General features: G+C 65.7%; 14 protein-coding genes and 3 tRNA genes. 11 read left to right on the top strand and 6 right to left on the bottom strand.

Going from position 1 to position 19,171, the window contains the following annotated elements; genetic code table 11:
• Positions 1-16: 16 nt before the first annotated feature.
• Positions 17-2,494 (bottom strand): ribonuclease R, encoded by a 2,478-nt coding sequence (rnr, locus tag ACPTTF_RS08015; RefSeq protein ID WP_423370829.1) that lies wholly within the window; start codon positions 2,492-2,494, stop codon positions 17-19.
• A gap of 249 nt (positions 2,495-2,743) precedes the next feature.
• Between rnr and ACPTTF_RS08010 the strand changes: the two genes are divergently transcribed.
• Positions 2,744-2,830 (top strand) — tRNA-Leu (locus ACPTTF_RS08010).
• Between the two features lie 226 nt (positions 2,831-3,056).
• Here ACPTTF_RS08010 and ACPTTF_RS08005 read toward each other — a convergent pair.
• Together ACPTTF_RS08005 and ACPTTF_RS08000 are read right to left on the bottom strand one after the other, a co-directional pair.
• Positions 3,057-3,494 (bottom strand): MarR family winged helix-turn-helix transcriptional regulator, encoded by a 438-nt coding sequence (locus ACPTTF_RS08005; protein WP_166964151.1) that lies wholly within the window; start codon positions 3,492-3,494, stop codon positions 3,057-3,059.
• Positions 3,495-3,593: 99 nt separating this feature from the next.
• A complete protein-coding gene (locus ACPTTF_RS08000) occupies positions 3,594-5,156 on the bottom strand; it encodes a DHA2 family efflux MFS transporter permease subunit (protein ID WP_423370828.1) in 1,563 nt (520 codons plus the stop codon).
• A gap of 357 nt (positions 5,157-5,513) precedes the next feature.
• On the opposite strand from ACPTTF_RS08000, the gene ACPTTF_RS07995 reads away from it, so the two are divergent.
• The 8 genes from ACPTTF_RS07995 (at position 5,514) to ACPTTF_RS07960 (ending at position 13,506) form a co-directional block, all read left to right on the top strand.
• Entirely contained in the window at positions 5,514-6,503 is a 990-nt protein-coding gene (locus ACPTTF_RS07995) for an aliphatic sulfonate ABC transporter substrate-binding protein (protein WP_423370827.1), read from the top strand.
• Positions 6,504-6,612: 109 nt separating this feature from the next.
• Positions 6,613-6,699, top strand: a tRNA-Leu gene (locus ACPTTF_RS07990).
• 403 nt (positions 6,700-7,102) lie between these two features.
• Positions 7,103-7,189, top strand: a tRNA-Leu gene (locus ACPTTF_RS07985).
• 353 nt (positions 7,190-7,542) lie between these two features.
• Complete coding sequence (locus tag ACPTTF_RS07980) at positions 7,543-8,790, top strand: ROK family protein (RefSeq protein WP_423370826.1); 1,248 nt, start codon at positions 7,543-7,545, stop codon at positions 8,788-8,790.
• The gene (locus tag ACPTTF_RS07975) at positions 8,777-10,330 is read left to right on the top strand and encodes a sugar ABC transporter ATP-binding protein (RefSeq protein WP_423370825.1); all 1,554 of its coding nucleotides are present in this window, start codon (positions 8,777-8,779) and stop codon (positions 10,328-10,330) included. The genes ACPTTF_RS07980 and ACPTTF_RS07975 overlap by 14 nt, the downstream gene beginning before the upstream one ends.
• 42 nt (positions 10,331-10,372) lie before the next feature.
• Positions 10,373-11,410: an ABC transporter permease subunit gene (locus ACPTTF_RS07970; protein ID WP_423370824.1), complete on the top strand. Its 1,038-nt coding sequence runs from the start codon at positions 10,373-10,375 to the stop codon at positions 11,408-11,410.
• An 83-nt stretch (positions 11,411-11,493) separates the two neighbouring features.
• Complete coding sequence (locus tag ACPTTF_RS07965; protein WP_423370823.1) at positions 11,494-12,438, top strand: ABC transporter substrate-binding protein; 945 nt, start codon at positions 11,494-11,496, stop codon at positions 12,436-12,438.
• Positions 12,439-12,570: 132 nt separating this feature from the next.
• Positions 12,571-13,506: a carbohydrate kinase family protein gene (locus ACPTTF_RS07960; protein ID WP_423370822.1), complete on the top strand. Its 936-nt coding sequence runs from the start codon at positions 12,571-12,573 to the stop codon at positions 13,504-13,506.
• Positions 13,507-13,528: 22 nt separating this feature from the next.
• Here ACPTTF_RS07960 and ACPTTF_RS07955 read toward each other — a convergent pair whose 3' ends face one another.
• The 3 genes from ACPTTF_RS07955 to ACPTTF_RS07945 all read right to left on the bottom strand — a co-directional run bounded on the left by ACPTTF_RS07955 (position 13,529) and on the right by ACPTTF_RS07945 (position 16,564).
• The gene (locus ACPTTF_RS07955; protein ID WP_423370821.1) at positions 13,529-15,259 is read right to left on the bottom strand and encodes a SulP family inorganic anion transporter; all 1,731 of its coding nucleotides are present in this window, start codon (positions 15,257-15,259) and stop codon (positions 13,529-13,531) included.
• Positions 15,260-15,266: 7 nt separating this feature from the next.
• Entirely contained in the window at positions 15,267-15,893 is a 627-nt protein-coding gene (locus ACPTTF_RS07950; protein ID WP_423370820.1) for a ParB-like protein, read from the bottom strand.
• Positions 15,894-16,021: 128 nt separating this feature from the next.
• Positions 16,022-16,564 (bottom strand): GNAT family N-acetyltransferase, encoded by a 543-nt coding sequence (locus ACPTTF_RS07945; RefSeq protein ID WP_423370819.1) that lies wholly within the window; start codon positions 16,562-16,564, stop codon positions 16,022-16,024.
• A gap of 281 nt (positions 16,565-16,845) precedes the next feature.
• Here ACPTTF_RS07945 and ACPTTF_RS07940 point away from each other — a divergent pair, with 281 nt between their 5' ends.
• Together ACPTTF_RS07940 and ACPTTF_RS07935 are read left to right on the top strand one after the other, a co-directional pair.
• Complete coding sequence (locus tag ACPTTF_RS07940) at positions 16,846-18,066, top strand: MFS transporter (protein ID WP_166964130.1); 1,221 nt, start codon at positions 16,846-16,848, stop codon at positions 18,064-18,066.
• 215 nt (positions 18,067-18,281) lie between these two features.
• A complete protein-coding gene (locus ACPTTF_RS07935; RefSeq protein WP_423370818.1) occupies positions 18,282-19,103 on the top strand; it encodes a TetR/AcrR family transcriptional regulator in 822 nt (273 codons plus the stop codon).
• The last annotated feature ends 68 nt before the right edge of the window (positions 19,104-19,171 follow it).

Genomic DNA, 19,171 nt, shown 5'->3' with positions numbered 1-19,171 from the left:
GCGCCGCCCCGAACGCTCAATACTTCTTGCGGGCGCGTGTCTTCTTCGCGGTCGGCTTCGCCGCCGCACCGCCGCCGCTGCCGCCCTTCTTCTTCACGGCGGCGCGCGCGGCGTGCGCCTCCTTCACCGCGACGCTCGGCGCGCTCGCGGCCTTCTTGCGGCGCGGCGCGGGTTCTTCCGCCTGCGGCAGCGCACGGACACGCGGGCCGTTGCGATCGACACCGCCGCCAGCGGAAGCCGGCGCGGGCGACGGGCGCGGCGCCTTCACCGGCGTATCGCGCACGAGGCGGAAATCGATCTTGCGCGCGTCGAGATCGACGCGGCTCACCTGCACGCGCACGCGATCCGACAGGCGATAGCGGATGCCCGTTCGTTCGCCGCGCAGCTCGTTCTTGATTTCGTCGTACTGGAAGTAGTCCGAGCCGAGTTCCGTCACGTGCACGAGCCCTTCGATGAAGAGCGTGTCGAGCTGCACGAAGATGCCGAACGACGTGACGCCGTTCACCATCCCGCCGTACTCCTCGCCGAGCTTGTCGCGCATGAAGTAGCACTTGAGCCAGGCTTCGACGTCGCGCGACGCTTCGTCCGCGCGGCGCTCGTTTGCCGAGCAGTGCAGGCCGAGTTCTTCCCAGATCGCCGTGTTCGGATGCGGGCGGCCGCGCGTTTCGTCGTCGGCCTGCTGCATCGCACGGGCGCGCGGCGACAGCGCGGTGTTCAGCTCGAAACCGTCCGGCGCCTTCGGAACGTATTTCTTGCCGGACAGGATCGCGTAGATCGCGCGGTGCGTGAGCAGGTCCGGATAACGGCGGATCGGGCTCGTGAAGTGCGCGTATGCCTCGTAGGCCAGGCCAAAGTGACCGATGTTGTCCGGGCTGTAGACGGCCTGCTGCATCGAGCGCAGCAGCATCGGCTGCAGCATCTGCGCATCGGGCCGGTCGCGGATCTGCGCCATCAGTGCCGCATAGTCGCTCGCATGCGGCTTGTCGCCGCCGCCGAGCGACAGGCCCATGCCCCGCAGGAACGCGCGCAGGTTCTCGAGCTTCTCCGGCGTCGGCCCCGCGTGCACGCGGTACAGGCCCGGATGCTTGTTGCGCTTCAGGAAGTCGGCCGCGCAGACGTTCGCGGCCAGCATGCATTCCTCGATCAGCTTGTGCGCATCGTTACGCTGGCGCGGCACGATCTGCTCGATCTTGCCCTGCGAGTTGCAGACGATGTAGGTCTCGGTCGTGTCGAAGTCGATCGCGCCGCGCTTCTGCCGTGCGGCGAACAGCGACTTGTAGACGCCGTACAGATCCTGCAGGTGCGGCAGCAGGTCTGCGCGACGCGCGGCCTCCGGCCCCTTCGTGTTCGACAGCACGGCCGCGACTTCGGTGTACGTGAGGCGCGCAGCCGAATGGATGACGGCCGGGTAGAACTGGTACGCCTTGATCTCGCCGCGCGCGGTGATCACCATGTCGCACGCGAGCACGCAGCGGTCAACCTGCGGATTCAACGAGCACAGGCCGTTCGACAGCTTCTCCGGCAGCATCGGAATCACGCGGCGCGGGAAGTAGACCGACGTGCTGCGCTCGAGCGCGTCGGCATCGAGCCCACTGCCCGGCTGTACGTAGTGCGATACGTCGGCGATCGCGACGATCAGCCGGTAGCCGTCGCCGCGGCCGACCTTGACCGGCTCGCAGTAGACGGCGTCGTCGAAGTCGCGTGCGTCCTCGCCGTCGATCGTCACGAGCGGCACGTCGCGCAGGTCGACGCGGAAACGCAGGTCGGTCGGCCGCACCTTGTCGGGCAGCGCGGCGGCTTCGTCGAGCGCCGGCTGGCTGAATTCGTGCGGCACGCCGTACTTGCGCACCGCGATTTCGATTTCCATGCCCGGATCGTCGATGTCGCCGAGCACCTCGACGACACGGCCGAGCGGCTGCGAATGGCGGCTCGGGAAATCGGTCAGCTCGACGACGACGACCTGCCCGACCTTCGCCTTCTTCACGTTCTGCGTGATCAGGATGTCGTGGCCGATGCGCTTGTCTTCCGGTGCGACGATCAGCGCGCCGTTCTCGTTGAGCAGGCGGCCGATCACGCGCTTGTTCGCGCGCTCGGTGACTTCGACGACATGCCCTTCCGGGCGGCCGCGGCGATCGTAGCCGACGATCCGTGCGAGCACGCGATCGTTGTGCATCACCTTCTGCATTTCACCGTTCGGCAGGAACAGGTCGTCCTGGCCGTCGTCGCGGATCACGAACCCGTAGCCGTCGCGATGCCCTTGCACGCGCCCGGCAACGAAGTTCGACGGATGGGTCAACTGGTAATGGCCACGCTTGTCGAGGCGGATCTGGCCGTCGCGTTCCATCGCGGCGACACGCCGGAAGAACCCCTCGCGCTCCTGACGCTTGATCGACAGTGCCTCGGCGATGTCGTTGGCGGCCAGCGGCGCGTCGCTCGTACGCAGCACGCCGAGAATTTCTTCACGGCTCGGAATGGGGTACGGATATTTGCTCAAGGGTTTGTCGATGGTTGTTCTCGTTGCGTTGATTGATGGTGCACGGCATCAACATAGAGGTGTCCTTCAGACAGTTCTATATTGACGGCGGCGGGTCATTCTATCACCCGGCTGTGTCACCAAATGACGGGAATGCCGCCGGCAGGCGCGACGGAGCCCGGTTTGCGATGCATCGCAAAAAAGTGTTGACACGAATAATTGGGGCGCTATAATTTCGCTTCTTTGCAGCAAGCAGCTACTGCAAAACGTGCCCAGGTGGCGGAATTGGTAGACGCACTAGGTTCAGGTCCTAGCGGTGGCAACATCGTGGAGGTTCGAGTCCTCTCCTGGGCACCATCTGTTTTATAAAAAGGTCGGCTTCTAGCCGGCCTTTTTTCATTTCAAGCCCAGGAAGCAAAGCGCCTGCGCGCTTTGCGTGAGGCCTCGAAAGGCTGCGCTTGCAAGCGCAGCCGGGGTCGCGCACGTGTGACCGAGTCCTCTCCTGGGCACCATCTGTTTTATAAAAAGGTCGGCTTCTAGCCGGCCTTTTTTTCATTTCCGGCACCAGGAAACGGCGCCCGGCTTACTCGCCGATGAACTTGCGCAGCAGCCTGGACAGCTCGTCAAACTCGGCCTTCGAAAATTTCCGCAAGCGGGCGTTGAGCACCTTCGGCGCAATCTCCGGAATCTGCGCGGCAACCGCCTGCCCCGCTTCGGTCAGCGCGAGGTTCACCACCCGCCGATCGCTGACGCTGCGTGAACGCTCGACGAGCCCCTTGTCCTCCAGCTTGTCGAGCACACGCGTCATCAACCCGGTGTCGACACCGAGCAGCTTCGACAATTCGAAAGGCGTCGCCGCGCTACCGATCCGCAGGGACAGCAGGACGCCCATCTGCTGCGCCGTGATATCGAGATCCTTCAACGCCGCATCCATCTCGGACGTGATCAGGTTGCGCGCCTTCGCGAGTACGAACCCCACGCTTTCGGTGTGCAGGAAATTCTTCGGCGTGTAGTGTTCCATCGTGCTCGCTGAGTCGCATATTGTTGACCGACACAATAATTGCGACATCACGATTTTTCAAGGCACGCGGCATCTCGCGGACGCGCCGCCCGCATCGGCTCAATGCCCGCCGGCTGCCGCGGCCCCGGCAGCCACGCCCTTGCCCGGCTTCGTCACCCAGACCAGCGGAATGATCAGCACGAAGATCACCGCCGACAGCCAGAACACGTCGTTCAGCCCGAGCATCGTCGCCTGCGCATTCAACGTCGCCTCGAGGTAGGTCAGCGCCTTCGGCGCACCGGCGTCGAGCGCACTCTGCACGCTGGCGACCGCGCTCGCGAAGATCGGGTTGTTCACACTGCCCTGCTCGGCCAGTTGCGCGTGATGCAGGATCGTGCGGTCGTTCCAGGCGGTGCTCGCGAGCGACGTGCCGACCGCGCCCATGAACACGCGTGCGAAATTGGACAGGCCCGCGGCCGCCGGGATGCGCTCCGGCGGCAGCCCCGACAGGATGATCGACGTGAGCGGCGTCATGAAGAACGCCGTCGGGATGCCCTGCAGCAACGTGGGCACCACGAGCGTCCACGTGTCGACGCCCGTCGTATAGCGCGAGCGCATGAAAAATACGCCGGCAAAGCCGAGAAACGCAAACGTGACGAGCACACGCATGTCCGATTTCGGCATCACCTTGCCGACCACCGGCGCGAGGATCACCGCGAAGATGCCGAGCGGCGCGGTGACGAGGCCCGCATTGACGACCGGATAGCCGAGCGAGCCCTGTATCCATTGCGGCAGGATCACGAGATTCGCGAAAAATACCGCAAACGCAATCGAGATGGCCAACGTTCCACCGAGAAAATTTCGTTGTGCAAACAGCCTGAGATCGACGATCGGGCGCGCCTCGGTCAACTCCCAGATCAGGAAGAACACGAAGCCGGCCACGGCCACGATGGTCAGGATCCAGATCGTCGACGAATTGAACCAGTCGAGATCCTTGCCCTTGTCGAGCATGACCTGCAGTGCGGCAACCCACACGACCAGCGCGATCAGCCCGACCTTGTCGACCGGCAGCTTGCGGGCCGGCGTTTCCCGGTTGCGATAGAGCGCCCAGATCACGGCCGCCGCGAACAACCCGACGGGCACGTTGATATAGAAGATCCACGACCAGCTGTAGTTGTCCGTGATCCAGCCGCCGAGCGCGGGGCCGGCAATCGGTCCGACGGTGGCCGTCATCCCCCACAGAGACAGCGCGCTCGAACTCTTCTCCTTCGGGAACGAAGCGAGCAGCAACGCCTGGGACAAGGGCACGAGCGGCCCGGCCACGGCACCCTGGACGATCCGCGCGGCGAGGAGCACGGTCAGGTTGGGCGCGAGCCCGCACGCAGCCGACGACAGCACGAACAGCAGGATGGCCCAGACGAACAGCTTTACCTGCCCGACCCGCTGCGTCAGCCAACCGGTCAGCGGGATCGACACCGCGTTGGCCGCCGAGAACAGCGTGATGACCCACGTACCCTCGTCGATGGACACGCCCAGATTGCCGGAAATGGTTGGAATCGCGACGTTGGCGATCGACGAATCGAGAACGTTCATGAACGTGGCGAGCGCCACCGCGAGCGTTCCCAGCGCGAAGCTGGCGCCGGTCAGCGGTGCCGGCGTGCCCGGACTTTCGGACGGTTTCATCGGATGTCCTTCTGATCGGGCGCCACGCGAACAACCGCCGCGGCACCGAGCAAAATTAACTGACAAGTCAGATAAATGATTGAAAAAAACGATCGGCGCGACGCGCGGGTGTTTCCCGCGACAACGCCAATCGCTGACTCTAAATTTTCTGCAATGAATATATTTGACTATGCAATCAAATGCAAGCTCGAAACATCGATCGGCTGCGCATGCATGGGTGCGCCGCGAGCACCGGCACCCCGCTCTTATGCCCGCCAGCCGGATCGATAGCAGAATTTATCGGTTATCGTCCAATCGACCTGTTGGTACGTTAGCCGGCTCGCTTCAACGCAACGAACCAGACAAGGAGCATGATCCATGACACCGATGAACCGCCGCGCATTCGCACGCGCGATGCTGGCCGCAGGCCTCACTGCCGCCGGCGTCCGAGCGCACGCCGAGAACGCACCCGATGTGCTGCGTATCGGCTACCAGAAGTCGTCGACGCTCATCACGGTGCTCAAGACGCGCGGTGCACTCGAGCAGGCCCTGGCGCCGCTCGGCTTGCGCGTGTCGTGGCACGAATTCGCGAGCGGATTGCCGCTGACGGAAGCGCTCAACGTCGGCGCCGTCGATTTCAGCGCCGACGTGGCCGATACGGTCCCGGTCTTCGCTCAGGCCGCGCATGCGCGTTTCGTGTACGTCGCACAGGAAGCGCCTTCGCCGAAGGCGCAGGCGATCGTCGTCAAGCAGGACAGCGCACTGCGTACGCTCGCCGATCTCAAGGGCAAGCGCATTGCGGTCACGAAGGCGGCTGGCAGCCATTACCTGCTGCTTGCCGCGCTCGCACGCGCGAAGCTCGGGCCGGCCGATGCGGCGACCCACTACCTGACGCCCGCGGATGGTCGCGCGGCGTTCGAACGTGGCAGCGTGGACGCGTGGATCACGTGGGATCCCTATGTCGCATCGGTCGACCGGAATCCCGACGTACGGATTCTCGCCGACGGCAACGGACTCGCGTCGTACCAGCGCTACTACCTCGCGTCGACCGGTTTCGCGGCCGCGCGGCCCGACGTCGTCCAGGTCCTGTTCGACCAGTTGTCGCAGGCCGGCACGTGGCTGCGCGACCACCCGCAGGAGGCTGCGAGTACACTCGCGCCGATCTGGGGGCTCGACGCGACGACAATCGCGCGCGCGAACGCGCGGCGCAGTTATCTCGTCCGCGCGGTGGTCGCGCAAAATTTCGGCGAACAGCAGAAGATCGCCGACACGTTCCTCGCAGCCGGACTGCTGCCGGCCCGAGTCGACACGAGCCAGGCGCAGCGCTGGAATTTCGCCGCGAAACGCGCGAATCCGGTCGGCGCGTAAGGATCCGTCGCGCGAGGGGCAATATTTTTATCGCTTTGAATGAAATTGTGTTGACAGGCTCCGCCGACACGCTAGAATAGCGGTCTTCGCATCGCAGCAAGCGAAACGTGCCCAGGTGGCGGAATTGGTAGACGCACTAGGTTCAGGTCCTAGCGGTGGCAACATCGTGGAGGTTCGAGTCCTCTCCTGGGCACCACTTATTTAAAAAGGTCGGCTTCTAGCCGGCCTTTTTTCATTTCCAGCCCAGGAAACAAAGCACCTGCGCGCTTTGCCTGAGGACTCGAAAGGCTGCGCTTGCAAGCGCAGCCGGGGTCGCACACGTGTGACCGCCCCCTCCTGACCACCATCCGCCTTCTCAAACAGTCCGCTTCTAGCCGGCCATTTCTCATTCTCGGCATTCGGAATGGATGCACCCGCGTACATATCCGGAATCACAAGTTCGACGATGCACGCCTGCTGCCACGATGTTTGCGCACGCTGCCCGATGCCACGAACACTTCCTCCAAATTATTTTCGTTCGCGACCTCAAATTCTGTTGACAGGCGCTCAAGGCACGCTATAATTTCACTTCTTTGCAGCAAGCAGCTACTGCAAAACGTGCCCAGGTGGCGGAATTGGTAGACGCACTAGGTTCAGGTCCTAGCGGTGGCAACATCGTGGAGGTTCGAGTCCTCTCCTGGGCACCATCTGTTTTATAAAAAGGTCGGCTTCTAGCCGGCCTTTTTTCATTTCCGGCTCCGGAAACACATCCCCCCATATTCGCAAGCAGACCAGTCGCTTCGGTTAGCGTCGCCAGCGCAAGCGAGCCGTGGCGGCATGCCGCAAATCCGACGACAACTGGCCACTACCCACGCCACCTTTGGCCTGAATCGCTGGATCCCCGCAATCCATCCGCGATTCCGGACACCCCACACCGCCATCCCCGCCTCCACCCAAACCGGGATTTCCCTAAGCTGACATGCCGGCGCTCACGCGGTTAAATAAATCAACGTGATTTATTTAATGCGCCGCCGGACGGCGCACCATGGAAGGAGACGCCATGAGAAGCCCGCACTTCGGCCAGGGCAGCAATTCGGCCAACGTGCGCCGTTACAACGAGCGCCTGCTGCTGAAGACGCTGCGCCGCGCAGGCAGCGCGTCAAAGGCCGACCTCGCCCGCCTCGCAAACATGACGGGCACGGCGGTCGGCAGCATCATCGCGTCGCTCGCCGACGCAAAGCTGATCGAATTTGCGGGCCGCACCGAAGGCCAGCGTGGTCAGCCAGCCTCGTTGATTCGCCTCGACCCGCGCGGCGCGTTCGGCATCGGCGTCCATCTCGACCGGATGCGCATCGAAACGGCACTCGTCAACTTCGCGGGCGACGTGCTCGGCCGCCGCTCGCACGACACGCTGCTGCCTCCCCCGGCCGACGTGCTCGAGATCGTCCGCCACGACATCGACGCGATGCAAGCCCTGCTCCCCGACCACGAACGCGCCCGCCTGACCGGCATCGGCGTCGCGCAGCCCTACAACCTCGGCGCGTGGATGCGCGAACTCGGCCTCGCACCCGATACGTTCCGCGCGTGGGAAGACGTCGATTTCGCAAGCGACCTCAGCCGCACGCTGTCGCTTCCGGTCTTCGGCGAAAACGACGGCAATGCGGCCGCGATCGCCGAGCTGTTCTACGGATACGGCCGGCAGTGCGACGACTTCGTCTACCTGTTCATCGGGCCGGCGATCGGCGGCGGCATCGCGATCGACGGCGACTGCCTGCGCGGCTTGACCGGCAATGCGGGCGACATCGCCGTAATTCCCGTGCCGCCGAGCCGGCTGGCTTCCGCGCCGCCGCCGCGCGGCCCGTGGGACATCCTGCTCGCGCGTGCGTCGCTGCATGCACTCGTGCGTCATCTGCGCCATCACGGCGAGACGGTCGACAACCGGGCCGATCTCGAAGCTTGCATCGCTCGCGGCCTGCCCGCGGTCGACGAATGGATCGACGATTGTGTCGACGCGCTCGCACCGGCGTTACGCGCGGTGCTGTGTGTGGTCGATGCGCCGGTGGTCGTGCTCGACGCCGACACCGACGCGGGCCTGCTCGACGCGGTCACGACGCGCCTGCGCGCAGCGCTCGTCGCCACCGCGCCCGAAGCGCGCGGCACGCCGGTGCTCGTACGCGGCACGTTCGGCGCCGACGCCGGCGCGATCGGCGCGGCCACGCTGCCGATGTATTTCAACTTCTCCCCGCGGGCCGGCATCCTCAAGGGCGCCCGCACCGACTCGCAGGAGGTCAACCATGTCGCGATCTGAGTCGCCCCGCCCGCTGCTCGAAATGCGCGGGATCAGCAAGACGTTCCCGGCTGTGCGTGCGCTCGACAACGTGAGCCTGACCGTCTATCCCGGCGAGATCCATTCGCTGATGGGCGAAAACGGCGCGGGCAAATCGACGCTGATGAAGATCCTGTCGGGTGCATACCGCGCTGATGCCGGCGGCGAGATCCTGATCGACGGCGAACGCATCGACATCGACGGCCCGCTAGCCGCACGCGATGCGGGCGTCGCGGTGATCTACCAGGAGCTCTGCCTGTCGCCGAACCTGAGCGTCGCGGAAAACATCTACATCGGCCGCGAACTGAGGCGCGGCAACCGGCGTTGGGGCACGATCGACCGCGCGGCGATGGCGCGCGGCTGCGAGGACGTGCTCGCGCGCCTGGGCGCATCGTTCGGGCCCGACACGCTCGTCGACACGCTGTCGATCGCGGAGCAGCAGCTCGTCGAAATCGCGCGCGCCGTGCACACCCGCGCACGCATCCTCGTGATGGACGAACCGACCACGCCGCTGTCGTCGCGCGAGACCGAACACCTGTTCCGCCTGATCCGCCAGTTGCGCGAGGAAGGGCTCGCGATCATCTACATCAGCCACCGGATGGCGGAGATCTACGAGCTGTCCGACCGCGTGTCGGTGCTGCGTGACGGCACGTACGTCGGCACGCTCGAACGCGCATCGCTGTCGGCCGAGCGTCTCGTCGCGATGATGGTCGGCCGCGACATCTCCGGCTTTTACAAGAAGGAACACGCGCCATACGACCCGGGCCACCTGCTGCTGTCGGTACGCGACATCGCCGACGGCGGGCGCGTGCGCGGCTGCAGCCTCGACCTGCATGCCGGCGAAGTGCTCGGCATCGCGGGGCTCGTCGGCGCAGGCCGCACCGAACTCGCACGGCTGATCTTCGGCGCCGAACCGCGCGTGCGCGGCGACGTGAAGGTGGGCGAACGCACGTTCGGCGCGCACTCGCCGCGCGACGCGATCGACGCCGGCCTCGTCTACCTGACCGAAGACCGCAAGCGCCAGGGCCTGTTCCTCGACATGAGCGTGCGCGACAACATCAACATCTCGGTCTGCAACCGCGATGCACGGCTCGGTGCGCTCGACCTCGCGCGCGGCGCCGAGCGCGCACGCGACGCCATTGCGTCGCTGTCGATCCGCGTCCCCCACGCGAACGTCAACGTCGGCGCGCTGTCGGGCGGCAACCAGCAGAAAGTGCTGCTGTCGCGCCTGCTCGAGACGAAGCCGCGCGTGCTGATCCTCGACGAACCGACGCGCGGCGTCGACATCGGTGCCAAATCCGAGATCTACCGGATCATCAACGAACTGGCCCAGGCCGGCGTGGGTGTGATCGTGATCTCGAGCGAACTGCCGGAGATCATCGGCGTCGCCGACCGGGTGCTGGTGATGCGCGAAGGCGAGATCGCGGGCGAACTCGGCGGCCACACGCATACGCCCATCACGCAGGAAGCCATCATCGCGCTCGCCACCGGCTCGCAAGCCGAACTCGCCGACGCACACTGAGCCTCGACCTTTTCATTTCCTTCTTACATTCAGGTTACCGAAATGATCAACCCGACCAAGCAGCGGAACCTCGCTTCCGCGACGGCCCACCCGGTGGGCGATCGTACTCCCCGGTTGCGCGTCACCAATCACCGCGCCCGCATGCAATCGCTGATCCGCACGGCCGGCATGCTGCCGGTGCTGCTGGTTCTGTGCATCGGCTTCGGCTTCCTGACCGACGGCTTCTTCACGCTGCAGAACCTGTCGATCGTCACGCAGCAGGCGTCGATCAACATCGTCCTCGCCGCCGGCATGACCTTCGTGATCCTCACGGGCGGCATCGACCTGTCGGTCGGCTCGGTGCTCGCCGCCGCGGCCGTCGCGGCGCTGCTCGCGTCGACCATTCCGGGCTGGGGCTGGCTCGGCGTGCCGTTCGCGCTCATCGTCGGCCTCGTGTTCGGCGCGATCAACGGCGGCCTGATCTCGTTCCTGCGCCTGCCGCCGTTCATCGTCACGCTCGGCGCAATGACGGCCGTGCGCGGCGTCGCGCGCCTGATCGGCAACGACACGACCGTGTTCAATCCGCAGTTGCCGTTCGCGTTCATCGGCAACGGCACGATCCTCGGTGTGCCATGGCTCGTCGTGATCGCGTGCGCGGTGATCGCGATCTCGTGGTTCATCCTGCGCCGCACGGTGCTCGGGATGCGTATCTATTCGGTCGGCGGCAATCCGGAAGCCGCCCGCCTGTCGGGCATCAACGTGCGGGCCATCCAGCTGTTCGTGTATGCGGCGTCGGGCCTGCTCGCCGGCCTCGGCGCAGTGATGTCGGCCGCGCGGCTCTATGCGGCCAACGGCCTGCAGCTCGGCCAGTCGTACGAACTCGACGCGATCGCCGCGGTGATCCTCGGCGGCACGAGCTTCGTCGGCGGCGTCGGCTCGATCGTCGGCACGCTGATCGGTGCGTTGATCATCGCGGTATTGACGAACGGCCTCGTGCTGCTCGGCGTGTCCGACATCTGGCAGTACATCATCAAGGGGCTCGTGATCATCGGCGCCGTTGCGCTCGATCGCTATCGCCAGCGCGACTCGGCGCGCACCTGATCCCTTCCCGTCGATTCAACCTTGCGGCGCAGGCCGGTTCGCCTGCGCCCGTTCGCCAACAAACCTCACGGAGACACAACGACATGTTCAAGCACAAAGCCGCCCTGACCGCCATCGCCTTCGCACTCGCCTTCGGCGCTTCCGCCGCACACGCGGCCGACAAGCCGCTCAAATCGATCGGCGTCACCGTCGGGTCGCTCGGCAACCCGTACTTCGTCACGATCGTCAAGGGCGCCGAGGCGCGCGCCAAGCAGATCAACCCGAATGCGAAGGTCACGGCCGTGTCGGCCGACTACGACCTGAACAAGCAATTCACGCAGATCGACAACTTCATCTCCGCGCACGTCGACATGATCCTGATCAACGCAACCGATCCGAAGGCGATCGAGCCGGCGGTGAAGAAGGCGCAGGCAGCCGGCATCACGGTCGTCGCGGTCGACGTCGCGGCAGCGGGCGCGAACGCGACCGTGCAGACCAACAACGTGAAGGCCGGCGAGCTGGCATGCGACTACATCGCGAAGAAGCTCAACGGCAAGGGCAACGTGATCATCGAGAACGGCCCGCAAGTGTCGGCCGTGATCGATCGCGTCAACGGCTGCAAGACCGTGCTCGCGAAAAACGCGGGCATCAAGCTGCTGTCGAGCGACCAGGACGGCAAGGGCTCGCGCGAAGGCGGGATGAATGCGATGCAGGGCTACCTGACGCGTTTTCCGAAGCTCGACGCGGTGTTCACGATCAACGATCCGCAGGCGATCGGCAGCGATCTCGCCGCGAAACAGCTGAATCGTCCGGGCATCGTGATCACGTCGGTGGATGGTGCACCCGACATCGAAGTGGCGCTCAAATCCAACACGCTCGTGCAGGCGTCGTCGAGCCAGGATCCTTGGTCGATGGCACAGCAGGCCGTGAACGTCGGCTACGGCATCATGAACGGCCAGAAGCCGGCCAACCCGATGATCCTGATCGAGCCGACGCTCATCACGCGCGACAACGTGAAGACCTACAAGGGCTGGAGCACCCCGCGCTGATCGCGCCGCCCGTCCGCCCGCGCAACCGGGCAGTGCGGGGCCGTGTCGCCATGCGCGACGGCCCCGCACTGCCCGCCTTTTCGGATCAACCGCTGTACGGCCGCGCGCAACGCCGCGGCACAAGGTTTCGACATGACGACGACGTTTCCCCGCCTGATCGTATTCGGCGAAGCACTGACCGATTTCATCCGCGACGACGCGCAGCACTGGCACAGCGTCGCCGGCGGCTCATGCTGGAACGTCGCGCGCGTCGGTGCGCGACTCGGCGTGCCGACGGCCTTCGCCGGCACGGTCAGCCGCGACATCTTCGGCGACGAGCTGATGCGCAAGAGCGCCGACGCCGGGCTCGACTTGCGCTTCATCCGGCAGGTCGATCGCGCGCCGCTGCTCGCGATGGTCGTGTCGAAGCAGCCGCCCCACTATTTCTTCATCGGCGAGAACAGCGCCGATCTCGCGTTCGATCCGGCGGACCTGCCCGCCGGCGCGCTCGATGCGGCCGAGATCGTGCACGTCGGTTCGCTCGGCGTCGTACGCGAGCCGCTAGCGGCGCGCCTGATCGAAGTCGCGCAGGCCGCGCGGACGGCCGGCAAGCGGATCTCGTTCGACCCGAACTTCCGTGCGCCAATGGCCGCGCCGTCGTATCGCAACACGCTGCGCCGGCTGGCCGGGCTCGCCGACTGGATCAAGGTATCCGACGAGGATCTGCGCGGGCTGTTTCCCGAACTCGATGAAGCCGCCGCGCTCGCGCAACTGCGCACGTGGGCGCCCGACGCGACGATGCTCGTCACGCGCGGCGCATCCGGCATGCAGCTCCTGCATCGCGACACCGTGCTGTTCCAGCCCGCGTTCCCGACCAAGATTGCCGACACGGTCGGCTGCGGCGATGCGAGCATCGGCGGCTGGCTCGCGAGCCAGCTTGCGCGCCCCGATGCCACGGCCGTTGAACATCTTCGCTACGCAGCTGCGTGCGCGGCGGTCGCCTGTGCGCACGCAGGCGCCTATGCGCCGACTGCCGAGGAAGTGGCCGACATGATCGATCGCACGGCCGGCGCTGCGCTTTCGCTCTAGACGGCGCCGTCGCGCCGCCGCATCACGCGGCGGTGGTGCCGCCGCTGCCGTCCGGCGGCATGCCGGCCCGCAGCAGTTGCAGGCTCTCGTCGACGCTCAGTTCCGACATCGCGTCGTCGTGCAGTGTATCGTCCGCCGCGCGGCGCAACGCGTGCAGCGCATGCACCTTGAGCCGCACGATCGCAAGCCGCAACCCGCGCGCCGTACACTCGGCCGCGAACGTGCGCAACGATTCGATCGTCGTGCCGTCGACGTCCGGCGTTTCCTCGAGGCTCAGCATCACGGTATGCGTGTCCGGCGCGGCCTTCATCAGCACCCGCACACGGTTCAGCATCCGGTCCGCATTCGCGAAGAACAGCTGCGCCTCGGGCCGCACGATCAGCACGCCCGGCACCGGCTTCGCATCGGCATGGCTCGCCACGTCGACGAAATCGTGGCTGTCACGCAGCCTGCCGAGCACGCTGACGTTCGGCTCGGACAGCTTGCGCAGCGTCAGCAGCAGGCTCACGCCGATGGCCGCGAGCAGCCCGTGCAGCACGCCGAGCACGAGCACCGCGAGCAGCGCGGCGATCACGACGAGCCGGTCGCGATGCCAGGCCCAGTACGGCCGGAATACCGACGGATGCAGCGAGTGGCTGACCGCGAAGATCACGATCGCCGCGAGCACGGGCTCCGGTGTGCGCGCGAGCTGCGGCAGCAGCAGCCAGACGATCAGCGCGACCACGCCCGCCGCCCACAGGCCGGCAAAGCGCGACTGCGCGCCGGCCGCTTCGTTCGCCGAGGTCGCCGAGTAGCCGGCGCCGACCGGCATCCCGTGCAGCAGGCCCGACACGAGATTCGCGCAGCCGAGCGCGACGAGGTCGCGGTTCGGCGACACGCTGTCGCCATGCTTCAGCGCGAAGTTGCGGATCGACCCGTACGACTCCGCGTACAGGATCAGCATCAGCGCGAACGCAAGCTCGACGGTCTGCATCCACGCATTGCGGTCGAGGGTCGGCAGGCCGAATTCGATATGCCGGAAGTCGATATGGCCGACGATCGCAATGCCGTACCGGTGCCAGTCGATCGCATAGCCGGCCGCGATCGACAGCACGATCACGACGAGCGTCGCGGGCACGCGCGAGCTCCGCCCGAGCGTGAACAGCAACGCCAGTGCGGTCGCACCGAGCACGACGCTCGCGAGATTCGCATGCGGTGCGCCGGTGATCAGGTCGAGCGCGACATGCGGCGCATCGCTGTGCTGCACGGAAATCGCGAGAATCTTCGGCAACTGCTTGATGACGATCGTCAGCGCGAGGCCGAACGTGAAGCCGCGCAGCACCGGCCGCGCGACGAAATCCGACATCCCGCCGAGCCGCGCGGCACCCGCCAGGATGAACAGCACACCCGTCATCGCGACGAGCGCCGCCGCGAGCGCGAGCTGCGCGGCGAGCGCCATCCCCGACTCCGCGAGCACGGTCGCCGCGAGCACGGCAGCTGACGATGAGGTCGACGACACGATCGCGAAACGGCTGCTGCCGGTGAGTGCATAGACGACGAGCCCCGACAGCAACGCGATGAGACCGGCCTGCGGCGGCAGGTTGGCCAGCCCCGCGTACGCGACCGCCTCGGGTATCAGCAGGCCCGCGATCGACAGGCCGGCCAGCGCATCGAGACCGATGCGTCGCGTGGGCGGCGGCGAGGCCGCGTCGAGCGCGGAAAAATGGTCGGCGTGCTGCGGGCCGGCATCGGGGCGGATCGGGGCGGTCGTCATGAGGTGGTCAGGGTTTGACGGCGATGACGCCCGACCAGCCGGGCAGATAGCGTGCGTCCTGCTCATGCGCGCGATGCAGCGCGATATCGAGCGCCTTCGCGAAGTTCTTGCGGATCTGGTCGAGCGACACGTGCTGGCGCAGGTAGTCGGCCCACAGGAATTCGCTGAACGGCGTCGCGTCCTTCGCATAACCGCCCGCCGTGCGCAGCTCGCCGGCGAGGCTGCGGTACGGATCGTCCACGAGCCCCGTCAGCGCCTTCGGCAGATTCCCGTAGTCGCGGCGCGTGCCGTCCGCGCCGAACGGATGCACCCACTGGTTGTGTTCCATCATCCGCCAGAAGATCGTGTGGTCGAGCCAGGACAGATCCTTCAGCAGCATCGCGTTCACGCGCGCCTCGCCTTCCTCGATCAGCGCGAGGCCGAGATGGTGATGATCGGTGATGTAATGCAGCCCGTCCGGGCCGAGCACGGCCGGGAACCAGTGCGATTCGATCGCGGCCTTGCGCGCGCGCTTGCTGAGCGCCTTCCAGTGCTTGCGCTTCGCCTTGACTTCGCGATAGCCGACCGTCATCTGCGTGGGACGCAGTTCTTCCAGCTTGACGGGAATCAGGTGAACATCGTTACCGAGTGCCATGGTCGTACCCCATGTTGCGAAATTCCGGCAACGATACTCCTGATCGCGCGAGCCGTTAATACGTCATGACCTCGATACGCATCCGGTTGACGATCTCTGACAAGCGCTCGCGCACGCATGGCGCCGCGCTACACGCTCAGATCGTTGCGTTCGAGACGATGTCGAATGTAAGGAATGCCATCGTGCACAACGCTCACTCGGCGCATCCCGAGCTTGCGCGCGACATTCAGCGAGCCGCTGTTGGCCTCCGCGATATCGGCGATCACGCGCGGCAGGCGCACGGTGTCGAAGGCATGACGCACGACGGCCGCGGCGGCCTCGCTCGCGATGCCGTGCCCCCATGTCGCACGCACCAGCCGCCAGCCGATCTCGACGTCGCGCGCGCCGCCTGCATAGTCCGGAATCAGCAGGATCCAGCCGATGAACGCATCCGGCGCGGCCTTCTCGAAGATCGACCAGTAGCCGAGGCCCGGCGGATAGTCGCGCGTGATCCGGTGCGTGACGAAGCGCCGATGCTCGACGGGATCGTGCCACGGGCCCGCGATGTGCTGGGTGACTTCCGGATCACGATCCATCTCGACACACGCATCGAGATCGGCCAGCACACGCGGACGCAGCCACAGCCGGGCAGTTTCGAGCACGGGCAGCGTGGCGGCGGAACGTTCGGTCATCTGGACTCCTGATTCGGTGACGATGCGCTTCTGACGCATTACAAAACAAATACAAACAGCCTTCCGGAATGATACAGATACCTGTCGCCGGTTTCGCGCGACACCGTTTCCCATTCCGAAACAGTTCATTTCCTAGGGATTATTCCCGATTCGACGTCATCGCGCCCCGCATCGCTCAGCGCCGCGGCCTACACTCGATCAATGCCCCCGCACCGCGCGCAAGCCGGGCCGGCATCCGCATGCACATCGTGAGCGCGCAAGCCAACGAGGAGACCTCGGACATGAGCTGGACCCGCGAACAACGCAACGTCACGATTGCCGCTTACCTGGGCTGGACACTCGATGCGTTCGATTTTTTCCTGATGGTCTTCGTGCTGAAGGACATCGCCGCCGAATTCGGATCGACGATCCCCGCCGTCGCGTTCGCGCTCACGCTGACGCTCGCGATGCGCCCGCTTGGCGCGCTGATCTTCGGCCGGCTCGCCGATCGCTTCGGTCGCCGCCCGACGCTGATGGTCAACATCGCGTGCTACTCGCTGCTCGAACTCGCATCGGGTTTCGCGCCGAGCCTGACCGCGCTGCTCGTGCTGCGCGCGTTGTTCGGCGTCGCGATGGGCGGCGAATGGGGCGTCGGCTCCGCGCTGACGATGGAAACCGTGCCGACCCATGCACGCGGCTTCGTGTCGGGACTGCTGCAGGCCGGCTATCCGAGCGGCTACCTGCTCGCGTCCGTCGTGTTCGGCCTGTTCTACCAGTACATCGGCTGGCGCGGGATGTTCATGGTCGGCGTGCTGCCCGCGCTGCTCGTGCTGTACGTGCGCGCACACGTGCCCGAATCGCCGGCGTGGAAACAGATGGAGAAGCGCCCGCGCCCGAGCCTCGGGGCCACGCTGCAGCAGAACTGGAAGCTCACGATCTACGCGATCGTGCTGATGACCGCGTTCAACTTCTTCTCGCACGGCACGCAGGATCTCTATCCGACGTTCCTGCGTGAACAGCATCACTTCGATCCGCATACCGTGTCGTGGATCACGATCGTGCTGAACATCGGCGCCATCGTCGGCGGCCTGTCGTTCGGCACGATCTCGGAACGGATCGGCCGGCGTCGTGCCATCTTCATCGCTGCGCTGATCGCCCTGCCCGTGCTGCCGCTGTGGGCATTCTCGAGCGGCCCGGTTGCCCTCGCCGCGGGTGCGTTCCTGATGCAGATCTCGGTGCAGGGTGCGTGGGGCGTGATCCCGGTTCACCTGAACGAGATCTCGCCCGACGAGATCCGGGCGACCTTCCCTGGCGTCGTCTACCAGCTCGGCAACCTGCTCGCGTCGGGCAACGCGACGATGCAGGCATCGCTTGCCGTTTCGCACGGCAACAATTACAGCCTGGCGCTCGCGCTCGTGGCCGGCATCGTCGCCGTCGTGATCGCCGTGCTGATCCTGTTCAGCCGCGAGCGGCGCGGCATCGACATGACGCAATCGGTCAATACGCGTAGCGCGGTCAGCTAGATCTGCGCATTTCCGCACCGCACCATCGCGCGTGCCCCGCCCCGCCGGGGCCGCGCACAATACTTTCCGCATTCGCACATCGAACTAGAGGAATTTGTCCAGATTCCCCGCTTGCCCGCTCGGCCCGTGATTTTTTATCTTAATAAAAACGACTGTTTGAATCAGATAATCAAATCACCTGTTCGCGGCCGGGCAACCGGCATGGGAGGCGGAACATGGCAGTAAGTCAGGAGGGGCGACCGTCCGCGGGACGGCCGTCCGGGGCGCGGTCATCCGGCACGCGGCAGACCGGCGGGACGAAGGCGCGCATCCTCGATGCGGCCGAGGACCTGTTCATCGAGCATGGCTTCGAGGCGATGTCGATGCGCCAGATCACCTCGCGCGCGGCGGTCAACCTCGCCGCGGTCAACTACCACTTCGGCAGCAAGGAAGCGCTGATTCACGCGATGCTGTCGCGCCGGCTCGACCAGCTCAACCAGGAGCGCCTAGGCATCCTCGACCGCTTCGATGCACAACTCGGCACGCACATTACCTGCGAGCACGTGCTCGGCGCGATGTTCATTCCCGCGCTGAAGGCATCGCGCAATCCCGAACGCGGCGGGCCCGGGTTCCTGCGGCTGATAGGCCGTGCGTACACCGATCCTTCGCCGTTCGTGCGCAACTTCCTGACCGCGCACTATGCGAGCGTCGCGGGCCGCTTCTTCGACGCGTTCCAGCGCGCATTGCCGCACCTGCCGCGCACGGAGCTCGGCTGGCGGCTGCACTTCGCGATCGGCGCACTGTCCGGCGCGCTCGCGGGTGCCGAAACGGAAAGCCTGATCGACGAGTTCTCGCAAGGCCGCACGATGAACGACGTGCAGATGATCGCGCGACTGTCGTCGCTGATCGTCGCCGCGCTGAAAGCGCCGATGCCCGACAGCGCGCAACTGTCGATCTTCGCGGCCGTACTCGACGACGCAGGCGCAAGCGAAGTGTTCGGGCTGCCGCAGTCGGGCGCGACCACCGTCGATACGGCGACGCTGCATTCCACGAACTGAGCGCGCGAGGCCACGCGCGGCTTCCTGTTCACGATTTGATTGAAACGCGCGGTCATGCGGGGCGTCGA

Source organism: Burkholderia crassaminum (assembly GCF_964265005.1).
Classification (GTDB): Bacteria; Pseudomonadota; Gammaproteobacteria; order Burkholderiales; family Burkholderiaceae; genus Burkholderia.
This window is presented reverse-complemented; position numbering and strand designations above follow the sequence as displayed.